General features: G+C 43.2%; 19 protein-coding genes and 1 rRNA gene. 12 read left to right on the top strand and 8 right to left on the bottom strand.

Annotation, left to right across the window (positions count from 1 at the left end):
* Nucleotides 1–986: ribosomal RNA gene (locus ACKI39_RS08085) — 16S ribosomal RNA — on the bottom strand; the annotation flags it as partial.
* A 536-nt stretch (nucleotides 987–1,522) separates the two neighbouring features.
* On the opposite strand from ACKI39_RS08085, the gene nrdR reads away from it, so the two are divergent.
* From nrdR to ACKI39_RS08055, 6 genes are read left to right on the top strand one after another with little or no spacing between them, the layout of a single operon-like run.
* The gene (gene nrdR, locus ACKI39_RS08080; protein ID WP_407399401.1) at nucleotides 1,523–1,978 is read left to right on the top strand and encodes a transcriptional regulator NrdR; all 456 of its coding nucleotides are present in this window, start codon (nucleotides 1,523–1,525) and stop codon (nucleotides 1,976–1,978) included.
* A gap of 39 nt (nucleotides 1,979–2,017) precedes the next feature.
* Nucleotides 2,018–3,550, top strand: coding sequence for a polysaccharide biosynthesis protein (locus ACKI39_RS08075; protein WP_407399399.1), 1,533 nt, complete (start codon nucleotides 2,018–2,020; stop codon nucleotides 3,548–3,550).
* Nucleotides 3,550–4,728, top strand: a complete 1,179-nt coding sequence (locus ACKI39_RS08070; RefSeq protein WP_407399397.1) for a DegT/DnrJ/EryC1/StrS family aminotransferase — start codon at nucleotides 3,550–3,552, stop codon at nucleotides 4,726–4,728. The genes ACKI39_RS08075 and ACKI39_RS08070 overlap by 1 nt, the downstream gene beginning before the upstream one ends.
* On the top strand, nucleotides 4,721–7,057 hold the full coding sequence (locus ACKI39_RS08065) for a xanthine dehydrogenase family protein molybdopterin-binding subunit (RefSeq protein ID WP_407399395.1): 2,337 nt from the start codon (nucleotides 4,721–4,723) through the stop codon (nucleotides 7,055–7,057). The genes ACKI39_RS08070 and ACKI39_RS08065 overlap by 8 nt, the downstream gene beginning before the upstream one ends.
* Nucleotides 7,029–7,520, top strand: coding sequence for a (2Fe-2S)-binding protein (locus ACKI39_RS08060; RefSeq protein ID WP_407399393.1), 492 nt, complete (start codon nucleotides 7,029–7,031; stop codon nucleotides 7,518–7,520). The genes ACKI39_RS08065 and ACKI39_RS08060 overlap by 29 nt, the downstream gene beginning before the upstream one ends.
* Complete coding sequence (locus ACKI39_RS08055; protein WP_407399391.1) at nucleotides 7,507–8,316, top strand: FAD binding domain-containing protein; 810 nt, start codon at nucleotides 7,507–7,509, stop codon at nucleotides 8,314–8,316. Before ACKI39_RS08060 ends, ACKI39_RS08055 begins: the two co-directional genes overlap by 14 nt.
* A gap of 16 nt (nucleotides 8,317–8,332) precedes the next feature.
* On the opposite strand, the gene queA is transcribed toward ACKI39_RS08055, so the two are convergent.
* The 7 genes from queA to ACKI39_RS08020 form a co-directional block, all read right to left on the bottom strand.
* On the bottom strand, nucleotides 8,333–9,364 hold the full coding sequence (gene queA / locus ACKI39_RS08050; RefSeq protein WP_407399389.1) for a tRNA preQ1(34) S-adenosylmethionine ribosyltransferase-isomerase QueA: 1,032 nt from the start codon (nucleotides 9,362–9,364) through the stop codon (nucleotides 8,333–8,335).
* Nucleotides 9,365–9,411: 47 nt separating this feature from the next.
* Nucleotides 9,412–10,446 (bottom strand): Holliday junction branch migration DNA helicase RuvB, encoded by a 1,035-nt coding sequence (gene ruvB, locus ACKI39_RS08045; protein WP_318692301.1) that lies wholly within the window; start codon nucleotides 10,444–10,446, stop codon nucleotides 9,412–9,414.
* 169 nt (nucleotides 10,447–10,615) lie between these two features.
* Nucleotides 10,616–11,233 carry a Holliday junction branch migration protein RuvA gene (gene ruvA, locus ACKI39_RS08040; RefSeq protein ID WP_407399387.1) on the bottom strand — a complete coding sequence of 206 codons (618 nt, stop codon included), beginning with the start codon at nucleotides 11,231–11,233 and terminating at the stop codon, nucleotides 10,616–10,618.
* A 12-nt stretch (nucleotides 11,234–11,245) separates the two neighbouring features.
* Nucleotides 11,246–12,199: a glycosyl hydrolase gene (locus ACKI39_RS08035; RefSeq protein ID WP_407399385.1), complete on the bottom strand. Its 954-nt coding sequence runs from the start codon at nucleotides 12,197–12,199 to the stop codon at nucleotides 11,246–11,248.
* Complete coding sequence (locus ACKI39_RS08030) at nucleotides 12,196–13,557, bottom strand: MATE family efflux transporter (protein WP_407399383.1); 1,362 nt, start codon at nucleotides 13,555–13,557, stop codon at nucleotides 12,196–12,198. Before ACKI39_RS08030 ends, ACKI39_RS08035 begins: the two co-directional genes overlap by 4 nt.
* Nucleotides 13,558–13,630: 73 nt before the next feature.
* A complete protein-coding gene (locus tag ACKI39_RS08025; protein WP_407399381.1) occupies nucleotides 13,631–14,356 on the bottom strand; it encodes a flagellar filament outer layer protein FlaA in 726 nt (241 codons plus the stop codon).
* A gap of 19 nt (nucleotides 14,357–14,375) precedes the next feature.
* Nucleotides 14,376–15,113: a flagellar filament outer layer protein FlaA gene (locus ACKI39_RS08020; RefSeq protein WP_407399379.1), complete on the bottom strand. Its 738-nt coding sequence runs from the start codon at nucleotides 15,111–15,113 to the stop codon at nucleotides 14,376–14,378.
* 239 nt (nucleotides 15,114–15,352) lie between these two features.
* Here ACKI39_RS08020 and ACKI39_RS08015 point away from each other — a divergent pair, with 239 nt between their 5' ends.
* From ACKI39_RS08015 to ACKI39_RS07990, 6 genes are all read left to right on the top strand, one after another.
* Complete coding sequence (locus ACKI39_RS08015; protein ID WP_407399377.1) at nucleotides 15,353–16,387, top strand: class II fructose-bisphosphate aldolase; 1,035 nt, start codon at nucleotides 15,353–15,355, stop codon at nucleotides 16,385–16,387.
* A gap of 261 nt (nucleotides 16,388–16,648) precedes the next feature.
* A complete protein-coding gene (locus ACKI39_RS08010; RefSeq protein ID WP_407399375.1) occupies nucleotides 16,649–17,278 on the top strand; it encodes a hypothetical protein in 630 nt (209 codons plus the stop codon).
* A gap of 79 nt (nucleotides 17,279–17,357) precedes the next feature.
* Nucleotides 17,358–17,957 carry a translation initiation factor IF-3 gene (gene infC, locus ACKI39_RS08005; protein WP_318692300.1) on the top strand — a complete coding sequence of 200 codons (600 nt, stop codon included), beginning with the start codon at nucleotides 17,358–17,360 and terminating at the stop codon, nucleotides 17,955–17,957.
* 15 nt (nucleotides 17,958–17,972) lie between these two features.
* Nucleotides 17,973–18,173 carry a 50S ribosomal protein L35 gene (gene rpmI / locus ACKI39_RS08000; protein WP_407399373.1) on the top strand — a complete coding sequence of 67 codons (201 nt, stop codon included), beginning with the start codon at nucleotides 17,973–17,975 and terminating at the stop codon, nucleotides 18,171–18,173.
* Between the two features lie 15 nt (nucleotides 18,174–18,188).
* Nucleotides 18,189–18,545, top strand: a complete 357-nt coding sequence (gene rplT / locus ACKI39_RS07995) for a 50S ribosomal protein L20 (protein ID WP_318692221.1) — start codon at nucleotides 18,189–18,191, stop codon at nucleotides 18,543–18,545.
* Between the two features lie 25 nt (nucleotides 18,546–18,570).
* Nucleotides 18,571–19,200: a hypothetical protein gene (locus ACKI39_RS07990; RefSeq protein ID WP_407399371.1), complete on the top strand. Its 630-nt coding sequence runs from the start codon at nucleotides 18,571–18,573 to the stop codon at nucleotides 19,198–19,200.
* Nucleotides 19,201–19,203: the final 3 nt, after the last annotated feature.

The following is a 19,203-nucleotide window of genomic DNA, read 5'->3' as shown; positions in this document are numbered from 1 at the left end:
GGTAAGGTTCCTCGCGTACCATCGAATTAAACCACATGCTCCACCGCTTGTGCGGGCCCCCGTCAATTCCTTTGAGTTTCACCCTTGCGGGCATACTCCCCAGGCGGTACACTTATCGCGTTTGCTTCGACACCCAGCCTCATGGCCGGACATCCAGTGTACATCGTTTACTGTGCGGACTACCAGGGTATCTAATCCTGTTTGCTCCCCGCACCTTCGCACCTCAGCGTCAGTCGTCTGCTGGAAACCTGCCTTCGCCATCGGTGTTCTTCCTGATATCTACAGATTTCACCCCTACACCAGGAATTCCGGTTCCCCCTCAGCGACTCCAGTCCGCCAGTTCCAAGCGCAGTTCAGGGGTTGAGCCCCTGGCTTTCACGCCTGGCTTGACAGACCGCCTACATGCCCTTTACGCCCAATGATTCCGAACAACGCTCGCACCTTACGTGTTACCGCGGCTGCTGGCACGTAATTAGCCGGTGCTTATTCATGGCCTACAGTCATCACGAAGGCTTTCCACTCCCCCGCTTATTCCTCTGCCATAAAAGGACTTTACAACCTTCCGGCCTTCATCGTCCACGCGGCGTCGCTCCGTCAGGGTTTCCCCCATTGCGGAATATTCTTAGCTGCTGCCTCCCGTAGGAGTCTGGGCCGTATCTCAGTCCCAATGTGTCCGTTCACCCTCTAAGGCCGGATAACCGTCATCGCCTTGGTGGGCCTTTACCCCGCCAACAAGCTGATGGCCCGCAGGCCGTTCCCCCGGCGAAGCAGTTGCTTCGTCTTCCTCGCATCCTTCCAAGAGACGCGAGCGTATCCGGCATTACCCTGTATTTCTACAGGCTGTTCCCAATCCGGGGGGTACGTCACCTACGTGTTACTCACCAGTCCGCCACTCTCACGGTAGCAAGCTACCGATCCCGTCCGACTTGCATGCTTAAGACGCGCCGCCAGCGTTCGTTCTGAGCCAGGATCAAACTCTCCATGATCTATTCTTAAGCCCGAAGGCTAAAGATTCCTCATAAAGTTTCCTGTCCCAATCCATTAATCTAGAATTGATTTTCAGGTCGATCAAAGAACTTGACCGATTCATTTTGCTGACATATTTAAGATTTGTCTTTGTTTTCCTTCACTGTTTCTGTCAAAGAGCTGCAACTTTCGTTGCCTTCCGTCGTGCGACGGTGAAAAAGAATATATATCCGAATATAAAAAATGTCAAGAAGAATTTTCTTTTTTTTTGATGATTTTTTTTCATTTTTTCAAGATTTCCATTTTTATACCCCTAACCTCCTCCTATAATGACAGATAAAGCATTGACGGCGAACCGCTTCACCTCAGACTAGCCCCGATTGGATGGGCGCCGGAGGCGTTGCCGGCAACGGCAATGAGCGCCAGCGGAACCCAGGAAAGCGGGTTTAGCAAGGCCGGTGCGCTCCGAAGAAAAAGAATTCTGTACTTGTTTTTATGCATTATCACTGTTATTATAGGTAGACTTTTATATAAACATGGGGATAAAACAAAAAAAATGAGATGTCCATATTGCGGCAGTTTTGATGACAAGGTGCTTGAATCCAGACAGTTGGCAAACGGAGAAAGCATCAGAAGACGTCGAGAATGCCTATCCTGCGGCCAAAGATTCACAAGTTTTGAAAGGATTGAAGAAAAACAATTCATGGTTGTAAAGCGCGACGGAAGACGACAGCCTTTTGACATAAAGAAAATCGCAAAAGGCATTGAACGGGCACTTGAAAAACGACCTATCTCCACTGACCTAAAGGACCAGATTCTCAACGAAATTGAAGACGAAGCATATACAGTTGGAAAAGCCGACAGAGAAATTTCCACAGCCCAGCTGGGAGAAATTGTGCTGAAGAGACTGAATGCCCTGGACAAGGTCGCATACATCAGATTTGCCAGCGTTTACAGAAAATTCAACAACCTGGAAGAATTCATCGAAGAAGTAAAAAAGATTTCGCTTTGATCGAATCCACAGAATTCATAAGGTTTTGACGAGGGGAAAATGAACAATACAGAAAGCAGACTGTACATTATCGGTGCAGGTTTTGCAGGGCAGATGATCGCCAAAGACATACTCTCAAAGAAGGTATTCGGCACTGTCACTGCTTTTTTAGATGATGATAGAAACATAATCGGATCAAAAATTGAAGGAATACCAGTATTGGGTCCTATCGAAAACATGGCTGATGCCCTTCATCCAGATCCAGCATCAGACCAGGCCCTGATCGCCATTCCAAGCGCAGGTACCGACAGAATCAGGGAAATCTACTCTGCCCTCAAGAAATGTGGATTTACACAGATCAAGATTCTTCCATCGATGAGTCAGGTAATCGACGGAAAGGCCCATTTCATTCAGGCCAGGGATATAAATCCTCTGGACATTCTTGGCAGAACCCCCATAGTCATTCCTCTGACAAAAAGTCTTTCATACCTTAGGGGAAAACGCGTACTCATAACAGGAGCTGGAGGATCCATAGGAAGCGAGCTTGCAAGACAGTTGCTTTCAGGTGGAGCTGAAAGGCTATACCTCTTTGGACATGGTGAAAATTCAATCGTAAACATATACAGGGAACTTCACGTTCTTCAAAACGAAGGGGTCGGACAGAAAGCATCTGTAGTTCCCATCATCGGCGACATGAAAGACAAGGAATATGTGCGGTACATAATATTCCACACTCACGCCGATGTCATTTTCCATTGTGCAGCCTATAAGCACGTTCCAATGATGGAGGAAAATTCCGTCGCATCGATCGAGAACAATGTATTTGGAACCAAGAACCTTCTGGATGCGGCACTTGAATTCAACGTGGAAAGATTCGTCCTTATTTCAACCGACAAGGCAGTTGATCCTGTAAGCGTATATGGTGTAAGCAAGATGATCTGCGAAAAACTTGTAAACGAATATTCAAAAAAAACAAAAGACAACCAGTCTTTCATGTTCGTCCGTTTTGGAAACGTCCTTGGGAGCCGTGGATCAATTCTTCCGATTTTCATGGAACAGATAAAAAACGGAGGACCTGTAACAGTAACCGATCCTGAGATGGAACGATATTTCATGACAATTCCTGAGGCCTGTTCTCTTGTATTGCAGACTGGTGGTGTTGGAAAGAACGGATTCAGTTACCTGCTCGACATGGGAGATCCTATAAAAATCGTCGACCTTGCAAAGCAGATAATAAAATTTTCAGGATTCACACCAGACGAAGATATAAAAATACAGTACATCGGCTGCCGCAGGGGCGAAAGACTTGAAGAACCACTTTGGCTGAACGAGGAAAACCCTACCCCAACTGAATACAAGAAAATTCTTGTGCTTACAAACATCCCGCCAAAAACTTTCAATCTTCAGGACCTTATCGATAAACTTGAACCTATCTGTATTTTTACTAAAGGCAAGGAAAAACTGTACAGAAACAGCATAGAGCTTAAGCAGATCCTGAGACAGGCGGTACCAACATTGGATCGATTCTATCTGGAAAAAGAACAGGAAGGGCTTCAGATAGACATGGCAACTTCAGTAAAGGTGGTTCTGTAATGGCAGATATCAAGATGACGGTTCCTTTCTTCAAGGCATCATTAGGAAAGGAAGAAGAAGACGCAGCAATAAGGGTCCTTCGCTCTGGCTGGCTCACAACAGGAAACGAAGCACATCTATTTGAAAAGGAATTTGCAGAAAAAATAGGGGCAAAGCATGCACTCGCCGTGAACAGCAACACAAGCGGCATGATAATGGCAATGGAAGCCTGCGGGGTAAAGCAAGGGAAAGCCGTCATCACAACTCCCTATACCTTTGTTTCTACAGCTGCAAGTGCAAGACACCTTAACGCAGACGTTTACTTTGCCGACATTGAAAAAGAAACCTATTCCATCGACCCTGACTGCATAGAAAAAATTCTCGACAGCGACAAAGGAAAGAATGTTGTGGCTATCGTTCCAGTCCACATCGCAGGAAATGTATGCAACATGAAAAGAATCATGGAAATCGCAAGGAAACACAATGTCTATGTAATCGAAGACTGCGCACATTCATTTCCATCCAAGACAGACATGGGATTTGCAGGAACAATAGGTGATGTGGGAGTATTCAGCTTTTACGCTACAAAGACAATGACAACAGGTGAAGGTGGAATGGTCACAACTGACAACGAAGCTCTTGCAAAGAGAATGACCCAGATGCGACTTCATGGAATGAACAGAGACGCGTGGGACAGATACACCTCGACAAAAGCAAGCTGGGAATACGACATCATTGCCCCTGGATTCAAGAGCAATCTTCCAGACATACTTGCCGCCATTGGAAGAATTCAACTATTAAAGGCAGATGAATTCGATGCAAAGAGAAAAAGCCATGTCAAAAAGTACAACGAAGAATTCTCCAAGCTTGACTTCATAAAGATTCCACCTACATCCAGAGGAGATTCATGCCATCTTTATCTCATGCGTCTTGACCTTGCAAAACTCAAATGCGACAGGAATACATTTGCAAAGGAGCTGCAGGAACGCGGACTTGGAGTGTCAATGCACTTTATCCCTATTTTCCATTTTACATATTGGAAGGAATTATATCCTGACTTCAAGGCAGAAGAATTTCCTCAGGCAGAACAGAAATACATCGAAACGATTTCCATTCCACTTTGGCCTGACATGACAGATGAAATGACAGACTATGTAATCGAATGCGTCAAGACTGTGGGAGAAAAATACCATGGCTAAAAAAGTCACTGCTGCAAGGACTTTAAAATTCTCTTTTCAAAAAGAATTCTACAGTGACCTTACCATGGATGGAATGCTCTATGCAGTCACAGTCAGAAGTCCTGCAAAAGAAGGAATAATAAAATCCATTTCTCACCCAGACTTACCAGAAGGATACACTCTTGTAACAGCAAGAGATATTCCTGGAACAAACCTTATAGATACACCAAACGGGAAAATTCCAGTTTTCTGTGAAGGAAACATTTCATACGAAGGAGAACCTCTTGGACTTCTTGTAGGTCCAGATGAAACCACCCTCCACTCTCTTGTAGAAGAACTTGAAATAACAGTCGACACCAACACAATCGAAGACTATCTCCCAGACGAGGATTTGATTGCGGCAGGGGACCTTGAAAACCCAGAGAAAAAAATCACAAAAAAACAGCTTAGAGAACAGAAAGAGGAAATAGAGACCCTTAAGGAAATCAAGGAAGAATTTTTTTCCGACAAGCTTGCAGAAAGGACATTGAAATTCGGTCCATGCTGGAAGGAAAATGACGACGGCAACATACCTGGGATAGATTCAATTTTTGAAAGCGCAGATCACGTCCTAGAAAAAGACTGGACATACGCATTCAAGACAACGGACTACGGAGAGCCCAACGGCGCATTATGCTTTTGGAAAGATGAAGTTCTGACGATTCTTACACCTACACAATGGCTTGGAAGCCTTAGAAGCATCGTCTCAGACACAATGGCAATAGCACCAGAAAACATAAACCTTAAGAAAACGACTTCCACAAACAAGGGAACAAACAGCATCTGGTACAATTCAATTCTTGCCTGCCAGGTCGCAGCGGCTGCAAACAAATGTGGAAAACCCGTTAAGCTTGTCTTTACAAGACAGGAACAAGATAAATTCCTCAACACCATACAACCTATTACAATAATTCATAAGACAGCCATAAATGACAAGGGAAAGCTTCTTGCAATGAAGATCGACATAAAGGTTGATGCAGGTTTTGCAAACCCATTTGCGCAGGAAATCATCGACAGGCTTTGCATAGCTTCCTGCGGCATCTATTGTCCAGACAACATACTCATTGAAGCGACAGCGACAAGTTCCCACAAGCCTGCTTCTTCGGTTGACATTCAGCTAATTGATTCCGCAGCTTTCTTTGCAGTAGAAAACCATATGAACATTGTGTGTCAGCTTTGCAATCTGACGCCTTTGGAATTCAGGCTTATAAACCATACAAAATCCACAGATGGAAAAAACAAAAAAAATCCATCGCCTTTTATTTTTACACTGAACAAAACGACAGAAGTTCTTGAGGCAGTTACTCAAAGAAGTGATTTCAACAGGAAATACGCTTCCTATCACCTAGATTCCAGCGACTGGAAAATGCAGACAGGGCCAAAAGAATACGTCTCAATTTTTTCTTCTCCAATGAGAGGAATCGGCTACGCATGTGCTTTTGAAGGCACTGGTTATTACGGTTCGGATGTATATGAGTCGGCACAATCATTGGAAGTTACACTGGAAGAAGACTATTCCATAACAATACTATGTCCACCAGTTTCAGCATCGATTCAGGAAATATGTTCCAAGACAGTTTCTGAAATACTTGAAATACCACCATCAAATGTCACCTTCAATTCTTCATTCAAAAACGGTGATGAACCGCCACTGCCAGAAAACGTATATTCAAGCATCAGCATCATGACTTCACTTCTTAGAAAGTGCTGTCTTGCAATAAAGAAAAGAAAGCCTTCAGAAAAGCTGCCCTATACCGTCAAGAAAAAAGTCACATCAGCACAGAAAAAAGAATGGAACCATGAAAGCTTTACTGGAAAGCCATTCCATAGCACATCATTCATTGCGGCAATACTTGAGCTGGAAATAAATCCATGCACATACCGTGAACATATCAGAAACATCAACATCGTCGCTGACGGTGGAAAAATTCTCAACACTCAGGCAGCTTCTTCATCAATCAAACTTGCAGTCCAGAGGACTTTGGAACGATTATATGAGGATGACAAAATTGAATATCCACCTGTAAAAATCACATTCTGTCAATCAGAAAATGATTCATCACAGATTGGAGAACTTGTATATCAGGTTATTCCAGCTGCATTTACACAGGCTTTGACACAGGCACTCAACTGCACTATAAATTCCATTCCTCTTAAGTCAGATACAATTTTCCAGAAAATAAAGGAACAGAAGGCTTTCCTAAAAGAACAGAAAAGAATCAAGGAAGAACAGGAAGCAGAGGCAAAGTCTTCAGAGGAAAACCAAAAGGAGCAGACAGAAGATGAAAATTCCAGTGACACTGAACAGTAAGAAACTTGTTTTGTCTGCAGAGCCAACAGACACATTGCTATACGTACTCAGAAGGGAGCAGCTTTACAGCGTAAAATGTGGATGTGAAAAAGGAATCTGCGGAAACTGCATGGTTCTTTTAGACGGAACACCTGTTCCTAGCTGCAAGATACCGATGGGTATCATTCGAGACAGCTCAATAATGACTCTTGAACAATTCAAGAATGACCCCATATATCAGGACATTACAAATGGTTTTGCACAGGCAGGGATCCACATGTGCGGATACTGCAACAGCGGAAAAATTTTTACAGCCTATTCAATTCTTACTAAATACCATAGACCTACATTGGAACAGATACACACAGCAATAAAAAATCTGGATTCCTGCTGCACCGACTACACAACCCTGACAAATGGAATTCTCTATGCTGTTGCTGCAATGCATTCACGCGAAGGAAAGAGAGCAAATGCCAAGAAATAAAACCGTATTGATTTCAAATAAACTCACAGACGTCCTCTTCCACTTCAAGAACACAGATGAACTTCAGCTGATTGCTGGCTGCACAGGAACAGACCTTAATACATTAAAGGAAAAATCTGTTTCCATCCGTACGGTCCCTGAATTGAATTCCATTGAAAGACATGAGCGATATATTGAATATGGTGCCGCCGTAACAATATCTAAAGTGATTTCCTCGGGTGCAGGAAGACTTCCTAGTTTTCTTATTGAAGCACTCATGAGCATTGGAACGGAACAGATAAGGAACATTGCGACAATCGGAGGAAACATCTGTGCAAAGGGAATCAAACACACACTTTGGGCTCCACTTCTTGCCCTCAACGCCCGTCTTGAAATAAAAGATTCAAATGAAACAAGGATCGTTCAGTTCAACAAGTTTGAAGGAGTACCAGAGAAAAATCTTCTTACAAAAGTAAGGATACCTCTAGAAGAATGGGATATCCAGATTTTCAGAAGAATCGGACCTTCAAATACTTTATCGCCTCTTTCCGCAAGCTTCACTTTCCTTGTTGAAACTCAGCGCGGAATGATTGCCAACATCAGAGTTGTTTTTGCTGGAAATACTGTCTTTTATTCTCCAGAATTTGAGAATAAGATCATCGGTACACGCCTTCCACTTTCAGAAAAAATGATTGATGGACTGATCGAAGAAGCAAAAATAGTCTACAAGGAAGAAAAGACTTTTGAAAACGAACCACCAATAGTAAAGGCCCAGTTCCTAAACCTCTTGAGAAATTCATTCGAACAGTTGACCTAACGCTAGGTTTTGATACTTATTTAATAAGCATACAATCACCATAACTGAAGAACCTGTATTTGTTTTCCACAGCCTGTCCATACGCAGCCATTATGTGTTCCTTGCCGGCAAAGGCTGAAACCAGCATGATCAATGTACTTTCAGGAGTATGGAAGTTTGTGAACATCTGGTCAACAACCTTGAACTTATACCCAGGATACATGAAGATGTTTGTTCCACGAGTACCTGGAATCAGTTTACCGTTTTCATCGCTTGCACTTTCAAGAGTTCTAACACTCGTAGTACCAACTGCAAGAACAGGTCTACCTTCTGCCTTGGCTTTTGCAACCTTAGCAGCAGTTTCTTCTGACACAGTATAATATTCAGTGTGCATCTTGTGGTCTTCGATTTTATCCTCGCGTACTGGGAGAAAAGTTCCAAGTCCAACATGAAGTGTGACCCAACCAAGTTCAATTCCCTTGTCCTTCAATTTCTTAAGCAATGGTTCTGTAAAATGCAGCCCTGCCGTAGGAGCAGCTGCACTTCCCGTCTCCCTTGCATAAACCGTCTGATATCTTTCACTGTCAGTGTCATCATCTTCGCGGCGAATGTATGGAGGAAGAGGAATATGTCCGTTTCTTTCAAACCATGCTTCATCGAGAGGTTTGTCGAATTTGATTGTACGGAATTCAGAGCCTTCAGTAACTTCAGGAATTACACCGATGCTTCCGTCTGTAAACCTGTATTCGTTTCCAACCTTTACTTTCTTTGCACCCTTCACCATGGTATTCCAGCTGGAACCATCACCGATAGGATTAAGGAACATGAATTCCTGTTCACGGCCACTAGTTGTCTTTATGCCATAGCAACGGCTGCGCCTTACACGGCTGTCATTGAAAATCATGAGGGTTCCAGGAGCAACAAGATCAACAAGGTCTTCCATTTTATGGTGTTCAACCTGTCCTGTTGTTTTGTTGAGGAACATAAGCTTGTCGTTACCGCGTTCACCGCTTGGACGCTGGGCAATCAGTTCTTCCGGTAATTCAAAATTAAAGTCTGAAGTCTGCATGGTGAGTATTATAGTGAATGTGATGTTTATTTACAAATGGGAGCCGATTAGAAAAGCTCGCCCTGACCTTTTGCCATGCCTGGATTATATTTCAACCCAAGATGTTCATATGCCTTTTCCGTTGCCATTCTACCGCGTGGAGTACGGGCAAGGAATCCACACTGAATGAGATATGGCTCATAGTAATCTTCCAATGTATCCTGACTTTCACCGATTGAAATGGCAAGGGTTTCAGCACCTACAGGACCTCCGCCGAACTTTTCGATGATGGCAAGAAGTATCTCTCGGTCATAGCTTTCAAGTCCCATGCTGTCGATGCCAAGGCGCTTCAATCCTTCCGAAACAATTTCCTTTGTAATTCTTCCGCTGCCTTCTACCTGAGCAAAATCCCTCATGCGGCGAAGAACCCTGTTTGTAACGCGAGGTGTTCCACGGCTGCAGTCTGCCATAAGGAGTGCTGCATCATCATCGATGCCAACTTCAAGGATTTTTGCAGAACGGTGGATGATTTTTGCAAGTTCTTCCCTTGTATAGAAATTGAATCTCTGTATGATTCCAAAACGGGTCTGCAATGGTTTTGAAACCATACCAGCTTTTGTAGTAGCTCCGACCAAAGTAAAATGAGGAATCGGAATGCGAACTGTTCGAGCCGCAGCCCCCTGACCGATAACCCAGTCAAGTTCAAAGTCTTCCATGGCAATGTAAAGCATTTCTTCAATCGCAGGCTTCAGTCTGTGGATTTCATCGATAAAGAAAACCGTATTCGGTGTAATTGTGCTGAGTATCCCCGCAAGATCCTTTGGCTTGTCCAAGGCAGGTGCGGATGTAACTTTGAAATCTGCACCAAGTTCATTGGCAGTAATCTGGGCAAGGGTTGTTTTTCCAAGTCCCGGAGGTCCAATAAGGAAAAGATGATCCAATGCATCACCGCGTTCCTTTGCAGCCTTTATGAAAGTTCCGAGATTTTTCTTTATTTCGCTCTGACCCATGAAATCATCAAGGCAAAGCGGTCTAAGGCTTCCTTCCCCACTGTCGTCTTCAGTAATCACATCTGGGCGAACAATGGCACTTTCATTGAACATGCCTTCACTGGCACGAACGATATTCATGGAAGAACCGCCGGTTTCCATAGCTCTCCCTGCGGCTGCCTGTGCGGCAAGTTGAGAAACAATGTTCATGTCGTCTTCTGGAGAATTTTTCTTTGGATGGGAACTTCTTGCGTTTACACTCTTAATCATTCTTGTCTCCAGTTCAGTTTGCAAGTTCTACGATTGCACGACGGAAAATTAGATCTTCTTTCTGACTCTGACCCGATTTTGCAAAAGTCTCGTCAGCAGACAACTGTCCGACAATTTTTTCTATGGCATCTGCAGCCTTTGATTTGTCATACCCCATGTCCACAAGGGCAGAAATGACATCTGCATAAGGAGATGCTGTTTTCTTGCTGCCTGTTGAATTATTGCTTTCGAGGGTGAGTTTTCCCTTGAGTTGAAGGAGCATTTTTGCGGCTGTCTTTTTCCCAACACCTGGAACTTTTTCCAAAAGACCAAGATCACCGTTTTCAAGTATGGCAACCATCTGGTCAGTGGTAATATTGTTCATGATTTTTACGGCACCCTTTGGACCAATACCGTCAACCTTAAGCAAATCAAAGAAAAGGGAACGGTCGCGGTCAGATGCAAATCCGTAAAGATTCATAAGGTTGTCCGTATGCTGCATCCACACATAGACACGACCTTCACAACCTACATCAGGTAAATTTTCAAGGGCACTGTCAGGACATGTAACATCCCATTCAATTCCGTGAGTATCAATATATAGTTTCTGGGGAAATTTTCCCGTAATGATTCCGCTGAGACTGTTGAACATGAATACAATATATCACAATTTAACGCTGTAGTCACTTGAATACATGCGGCTAAGTTCATCCTTTGTATTTCGAACTCCATCCATGGCAAATTCTTTACTCCAGCTCATGTAGTAGACCCAAGGAACCTTTGAAGCTTCAACAAGATCAACATCTGGATTATATCCTACTTCTGCCAAAGCACAGACTTTGTTCTTTCCGCAGGCTCCAACTAGTTTTTCATATTCAGTTTTGTAATCCGTAGCTTTCTTTTCTTCAAGGTAAACATCAATGGAATTTACATCTACATATTCATCACCAGGATATGCAGAAGCAACATCGCAGTTCCATACCCAAACAAGATTATCAAGATGCTTTTCATAGACATAGTAGTCAAACATCATGCGGTAAAGCTTACAGGCTAATTCAGGACCTTTTCTACCCCACCAGAACCAGGTACCATAACTTTCATGGAATGGTCGCCAAAGGATAGGTATCTTCTCCTGTTTGAATTTTTCAAGGATTTCAGAAATGTGATCCATATCACTGTAAAAAGCCCTGTTTTCAGGTGACCCATCAACAAGAACTTTCTCAGGATCAAAATCCGTATTCTTTGCATAGAAACTTTTATCTCTTCCCCCTACAGGAGAAAACCAGTGAAAACTGAAGGTCAGCATACATTTTATGTCTGAGGCATTGTTTTCCTTTGCCCAAGCAAGAGCAGTTTCCGCAGTTCCCTTGTTTTCCTCAACCTCTATGAGACAAGCTTCATCAGCATCATCGTAATTTATGTTTGGGGAATATCCAAGAAGTTCAAAACCACGGAGGAAAGGTTCATGGCCAGTGACAGATTTTATGTAGCTGATTTCCTCCATTGGATTTGTCTGGGTATGCTGACCGGTAATAATTTTTTTACCGGCACAGTCATAAAGAAATTGAACAAGTTTTCTTGCCTCTTCGGAAGCATTTTTATTTGCTACAGAAATCATGCCACATTCTCCCTTGTAATGTTTTTAAGCCAAACCTTGCTCCTATAATGCCAGAAAACTACAGGCCATTTTACAAATTCATCTGTACACATAAGGAGATAAACGCCCATGACAGGAAGCTTGAACACAAATGCCGAAAGAAGTCCAAGAGGAACTGCATATCCCCACATATTGATGGTATCACAGATAAGACCGAATTTACTGTCTCCTCCACTACGGAAAATACCACAGATGAAGGTTGTATTTACAGCACTTCCCATAACATAGAAACAGTTGATGAAGAGCATTTTCTTAAGAAAATCATGGGCTGCAGGAGTTAAATCGGCAAACTTAAGGACAAACGGAGAGGCCGCAAAAATGATGAGCCCACCTACAGCTCCTGTAAGGACAGTAAGTTTTACAAGGCACTTTGAAACAGTCCAACCGTCTTCAAGATTGTTTTCCCCGAGAACCTTCCCAAGGAATAAGCCACCTCCATTGGCAACACCAAAACAAAGGACCTGACCAAAATTACGGACTATGGCTACAAAAGAAAAGGCAGCAACTGCATCTGAATTAAGGTGTCCCATGATTCCAGTATAAACGGAAAATGCAAGGCCCCAAACCAGATCATTCAGAAGTGCAGGAAGGGAAAGCCTGAAAAAATCCTGCGAAAGAACTTTGTTGCGGATGAAAACCATTGAAAACTTGAGTTTTACATCAGGGCTCTTTGCAGAAAGAACAAATACACTCACCATCCTCATGACAGATGAAATTGTAGTTGCCAATGCTACACCTGCAATTCCAAATTTTGGAAGTCCACACCATCCAAAGATGAAGCAGGCATTCAAGACGATGTTGAGGATATTTGCAGAAACATTGACGATGGTGCTTGCCTTTACCCGTGAAACAGATTTGAGGGTACTGAAATAGACTTCGACAACAGTATTAAATAGATAGCTGAAGGAAACTATGCGCATGTACTTTGAACCAAGTACAATGAGTCTGTCATCGTTCGAAAACCAGGACATAAGAATGCCAGGGAAAAAGAAGGTTCCTATAAAGAACAGTCCTCCAACAATCAAAGTAAGCCTTAATGCAATACCTTCTACGGCTTCAATGGCCTTGAAGTCTTTTTTCCCATAATATTGTGCACCGAGGATCGTAAGACCTGTCCCCAAACCAAAATAGATGCACCAAAGAATGAAAGAATACTGCGCAGCAAGAGAAACTGCAGCAACTGCATCCTGCCCTACAAAGTTAAGCATGACTACATCAACAGAGTTAACGCAGGCCGAAAGCAGATTCTGAAGGGCAATAGGAAACGCCAGCTTAGAAATCTGAGAGTAAATGATTTTATTTGAATAAACAGAATTCATGTTTTGTCTAAAATTAATTGCAGTAAAAAAAAAGCCCTGCTAAATGCAGGGCTTTCCCGATAAGGATTCTGGATTACCAGTTATCCATCATGTCATCGTCATCCTTGTTTTCCATGTCGTAGAGGTCTGTAACTGCACGCATGTCATCAAGGTACATGAAGAATGAACCCTGAGCGTCCATTGGATTACAGTCTACGCGGAAACCTACGATACGAAGACCAGGCTTGTCTCCATGGTATACGCTCTGCTGGATGATACCATGTTCGCTATCTGGAGAAGGTGGAATTGCTGTTGTAAGCTTCTTCCATCCGCTGAATTCAAGTGAACCCATCCAGATTTCAAAGTTATGTCCGTTATAGTCCTGAACGAGAAGCCAAAGCTGGTGTCCCATGTTGCGTCCACAAGCCCATACAGAAACTGTCTTTGTAACACCTTCGATAGGAATTGGACGAGCAGATGTGATGTAGAACGAGTTTACACCACGGCGGAAGAATTCAACCTTAACACCGAGTACCTTTGTATCTTCAATCTGCTGGTTGTCCTTGTCGTTAAGTTCTTCCTTTGCAGCTGGAGCACCTTCAAAAAGGCGTCCCTGGATAACACCATAGTCTGGTGAAATATGTACGTTCCATGAACCTTCGCGTTCAAAGCGTTCAACGCTTACTTCGCGGAGAGCCTGACGTGCGCTGTCATTTCCGATGTTTGATGCATCAGGTTCTGACAAACTTGATGTCTGTGCAAAAGCTGAACCCACAAAAGCTACAGCCAATGCCATAATTGCATACTGAATCTTTTTCATTTATATTCCACCCCTACTTTTATTTTGCGTCTGATGTACTTGAAGATTCAGAAGATCCTTCTTTTGAATCACCGAAATCAGCATTTCTAAGAGCATAACCATCGTATACATTTGACAAAGTATTTGTTGTGTACTTGAAGTTATCGAAGTAAACTACATAGTCATCTACAGCTTCTGCTGCATCTGTGCGGATTCTGAAGCCAACAAAAGACATGTCTGTACGTCCAGAACGGATTCTAGAGTGCTGGCGGATGTATCCAGGAATATTTACAACAACGTTTCTCCAGCCGTGGAACATAAGGTTTCCTGCCTTGAGTGTGTGAACACGACCATCAGCATCACGAACGAGAAGTTCAAGTCTGTAGTTGTAGTTAGCACCCCAAACCCAGAAATCAATCTGTGTTACAGTTCCTACGAAAGGAATCTCTGAAAGTTCATTGTCCTTTGCTGGGTAAATTTCAAACCAGTTGTCACCCTTGCGGTTGAATGCAATCTTTGCACCGAGAACCTGAGCTGCTGGATCTGAATCCTTGTGATAAGGAACGAGAGAGTTTGGAATAGCTTCAAACTTCTTTACGATTGGATATCCATCAGCAACGAAACGGCTGGCCTGGCAAGCCCATGACCATTCCTGATCTGTATCGAAATTGTCGATAACAATTGTCTCAACAGCCTTTGCACTTGGCTGAGCAGCTGCAGGCAAGCAGAATGCAAGTCCAAGAATAAGGCTACCTAAAACGACTACGCCCTTTTTCATTCAAATCTCCTTGAATACGATTATTTAATGTATCGTCAAGTTTATTATTTACGTTTAACTGATTTTAAAATCAACTAAATCAGTATAATTATATTTACACATATTCATTTTGTCAAATGATTTAGCAAAATATTCACATCAAATGATTTCTTTCTATATCTTGAATTTAAGTGGCAAATGCTTTATCCTATTTGCAAATCTACATGTTTACTATTTCAGAGTAAATAAAGGAGCTAACAATGGCTAAAGTCAATTACAAAGAACTTGGTCTCGTAAACACAAAGAAGATGTTTGCAAAGGCAATGAAGGGTGGATATGCAATTCCTGCATTCAACTTCAACAACATGGAACAGATGCAGGCTATCATCCAGGCTTGTACTGAAGAACAGTCACCAGTAATCCTCCAGGTTTCAAAGGGTGCTCGCGCTTATGCAGACAAGTACATTTTGCGCAACATGGCACGCGGTGCTGTTGAATATGCAAAGGAACTCGCAAAGGATCTTACTGAAAAGAAGGGAAAGAAGTACAAGGCAATCCCTGTAGTCCTCCACCTTGACCACGGTCCAAACTTCGAAGTAGCCAAGGACTGCATCGACAGCGGCTTCTCTTCTGTAATGATCGACGGTTCAGCTCTTTCATACGATGAAAACGTAAAGTTGACAAAGAAGGTTGTAGACTACGCACACAAGTTCGGCGTAACAGTTGAAGCAGAACTTGGTGTTCTCGGCGGTGTTGAAGATGACGTTGCTGCAGAAGAATCAAAGTACACAAAGCCAGAAGAAGTAATCGACTTCACAAAGAAGACAGGATGTGACTCACTCGCAATCTCTATCGGTACTTCACATGGTCGCTGCAAGTTCAAGCCAGAACAGTGCAAGAAGGTAAACGGAGTTCTCGTTCCTCCTCCATTGGCATTCGATGTCCTCGCAGAAATCGAAAAGAAGCTTCCTGGATTCCCTATCGTTCTCCACGGAGCATCTTCAGTATCTGTAGACGACGTTAAGACCATCGAAAAGTTCGGCGGAAACATCCCAGACTCAGTAGGTATTCCAGAAGAACAGCTCCGCAAGGCAGCAAAGTCAGCAGTATGCAAGATCAACATCGACTCTGATGGACGTCTCGCAATGACAGCTGCAGTTCGCAAGCACCTTGCAGAAAACCCAGGTGACTTTGACCCACGCCAGTACCTCACAGCAGCTCGCGAAGCAGCAAAGAAGATGTACGCACACAAGTGCCGTGACGTTCTTGGTTCATCAGGACACGCAAACGACTAACAACAACTGTCATCTGATCAGTCATCGACTGCACAAACACCGTATGGTCCTTTCCATGCGGTGTTTTTTTAATCAAAAGGCTATGTACGTAAACAGTATTGCTGCGCCGATTGAGCCTGTCGAACCCAAGCAATATCCACAAGATATGTGGTAATTTCGAGAGCCAACGTCAAGGAAACTGCGTTGCCATGTTCAACCACCACACATCATACAGCAACACTTCCTACGGACACAGCCAATAAAAAAAACGGAGCCACAGCAATGTATTTCTTTTTGCTTCTATCGATTCCTGCCGCAATCTGCTGCCTTATTTCCACAGATTCCGAATACAGCCCCAAGCAGCTTTCAGCACCCACATTCGTAGGATTTTTCACAGGAATTCTAACTTCCGCTTTCATAGAGTTCTTCATCAACTCCGACATTTACTTCGCAGGCTCATTCATCGCAATCGTATTGTCCATGTCAGCAAAAACCATATTTCCACCAATACTGCTTACGGCCTTTTTCTTCATATTTTCAAAGGACGACATTGAATATAAGGCATACTCCACTCTTCCACTCATCGGAGCATTCTATTCGATATTCATACCATATTTAACCATGACACAAGGGGAAAGCAATTCATTCTTCATGACGTTTACAAATCCAGTCCTTTTTATAGAAACAACCATACTTTTTTCGTCCGCTGTGATTTACGGAGCTAAGGAATTTACAGACGGAAACAGAAAAAAAGTGGCAAAACCAGCGGCACTGGGACTTGCGGCCCTCATGATTCAGCCTGTCATGTTTACCCTATGGTACCTTAAGACAGCATCAATAATAGCCTACGTCCTTGCCTTCGCATTGATTCCCACAGCAATATTCGTCTATAAATTCTCCCGCAAACGGTAGAAGACACTAGACAACATTATACATTTTTTGATATTATGTCGTTCATGCTATTGAGTATTTTTATACTCTAGGAGGATAATTGGCAGACAATAAAGGTATGCGCGTAAACGAACAGATTCGCGTACGTGAGGTCAGATTAATTGACGATCAAGGTGAACAGAAAGGCATCGTTCCTACTAATGAAGCACTCAGAATGGCAAGAGACCTGGATCTCGACCTGGTAGAAGTTTCGCCAAATGCAAATCCACCGGTTTGTAAGATACTGAATTTCGGAAAGTACAAGTTCGAACAGGAGAAAAAACTCCGTGACTCCAAAAAGAACCAGAAAGTACTTAAGCTTAAGGAAATTCGCATGCAGCCAAAGATCGGCTCAGGCGACCTTGACACGAAAGCAAAGCATGTTCAGGAATTCTTGAACGAAGGCAGCAAGGTAAAGGTTACAATCCGTTTCCGCGGACGTGAGCTTGCCCACACTGAACTCGGTTTCGACGTCCTGAAAGAGGTTGAAAAGAGGCTTGAAGAAGGTTCCTATGCAATTGAAAAACCTGCCGCAATGGAAGGTCGTTTCATGTCAATGACATTGGGATCTAAAGTTTCAAAAGCCAAACAGAAGCCTGCTTCTAAGGAAGCTGCTGCGGAAGCTGAGGCCGCAGAAAAAGACAACGATCAGCAAGACTAAGCAAGAGGTAATATCATGCCTAAGATGAAAACAAAGAAGGCTGCTGCAAAGCGCTTTCGTTTGACAGGTACTGGAAAAGTAAAGTACAAGAAAATGAATCTTCGTCATATCTTGACAAAGAGATCACCAAAGAGAAAGATGAACCTTCGCCACGCAGGTATCCTTTCAGAAGATTCAGCTGCATCAATTCGCAAGCAGCTTCTTCCATACGGTTGATTTTAGGAGTTAGAAATGAGAGCAGTAGACGGATCAAAAAGAAAGAATCGCCGTGCAAAAATTTTGAAGCTTGCTAAGGGCTTCAAGGGCGACAGAAAGTCAAACTTTAAACCAGCTAAAGATGCTGTTGTAAAGGCACTTGATCACGCTTATTCTGGACGTAAGCTCAAGAAGCGTGACTACCGTTCACTCTGGATTGCTCGTATCAACGCAGCAGTTCGTGCAGAAGGTATGTCTTACAGCCGCTTTATCGACGGTCTTTCAAAGGCTGGCGTTACACTCAATAGAAAGGCATTGAGCAACATGGCTATCGAAGACCCAGTTGCATTCAAGGCTGTTATTGAAGTAGCTAAGAACGCAGTAAAGGCATAAGTAGATGATTACACTCGATCAAGTTTTGTTGTTGCAGGAAAAGGTTGAATCTGCTGTAGAGAAGATCAGTTCCTTGACTGACAGAATCGCACAGCTTGAATCTGACAACGATGCTTTAAATAGAAAATGTTTAGAGCTTACAAAAGCGTTGGAAGAAAAAACGGAGTTTGTTTCGACCCTTGAAACAGCACAGGACAAGATCGAGAAAAGCATTCTTATGACCATCAATCGTCTTGATTCTGTTGAAGATGCCATCCTTGGTGACGACACAGAATCAGGAAAAAGCACAGGGACTTCTGAATCGAACGGTTCGGAAGTTCCTGTCGCAGCACCATCCACCAGCTTCGGTCCAAGCGAGACTGAAGAAGCTGACAATCCAGAAAAATCAATCGACACAGTCGAAGAACAATCAGAATCAGAAATCACAGTTCCAACAGTATCAGAATCAGAACCTACGGCAGACGAGCCTTTTGTATATGAACAGGCAGAAGCCATGCAGGAAAATTCTGGTCTCCTCCATAGAAGCGAACAGACAGTTTCAAGCAATACTGTTGAACAGCCTCAGGTTTTTGAAGAATCAGAAGCTGAACCTCAGGATGAGGAAGACAGCTCCCCTGCTCCATCGGCACTTGACGGTCAGTTCGACATTTTCTAAAAG

The sequence above is a fragment of the Treponema sp. genome (genome assembly GCF_045641405.1).
GTDB lineage: Bacteria > Spirochaetota > Spirochaetia > Treponematales > Treponemataceae > Treponema_D.
This window is presented reverse-complemented; position numbering and strand designations above follow the sequence as displayed.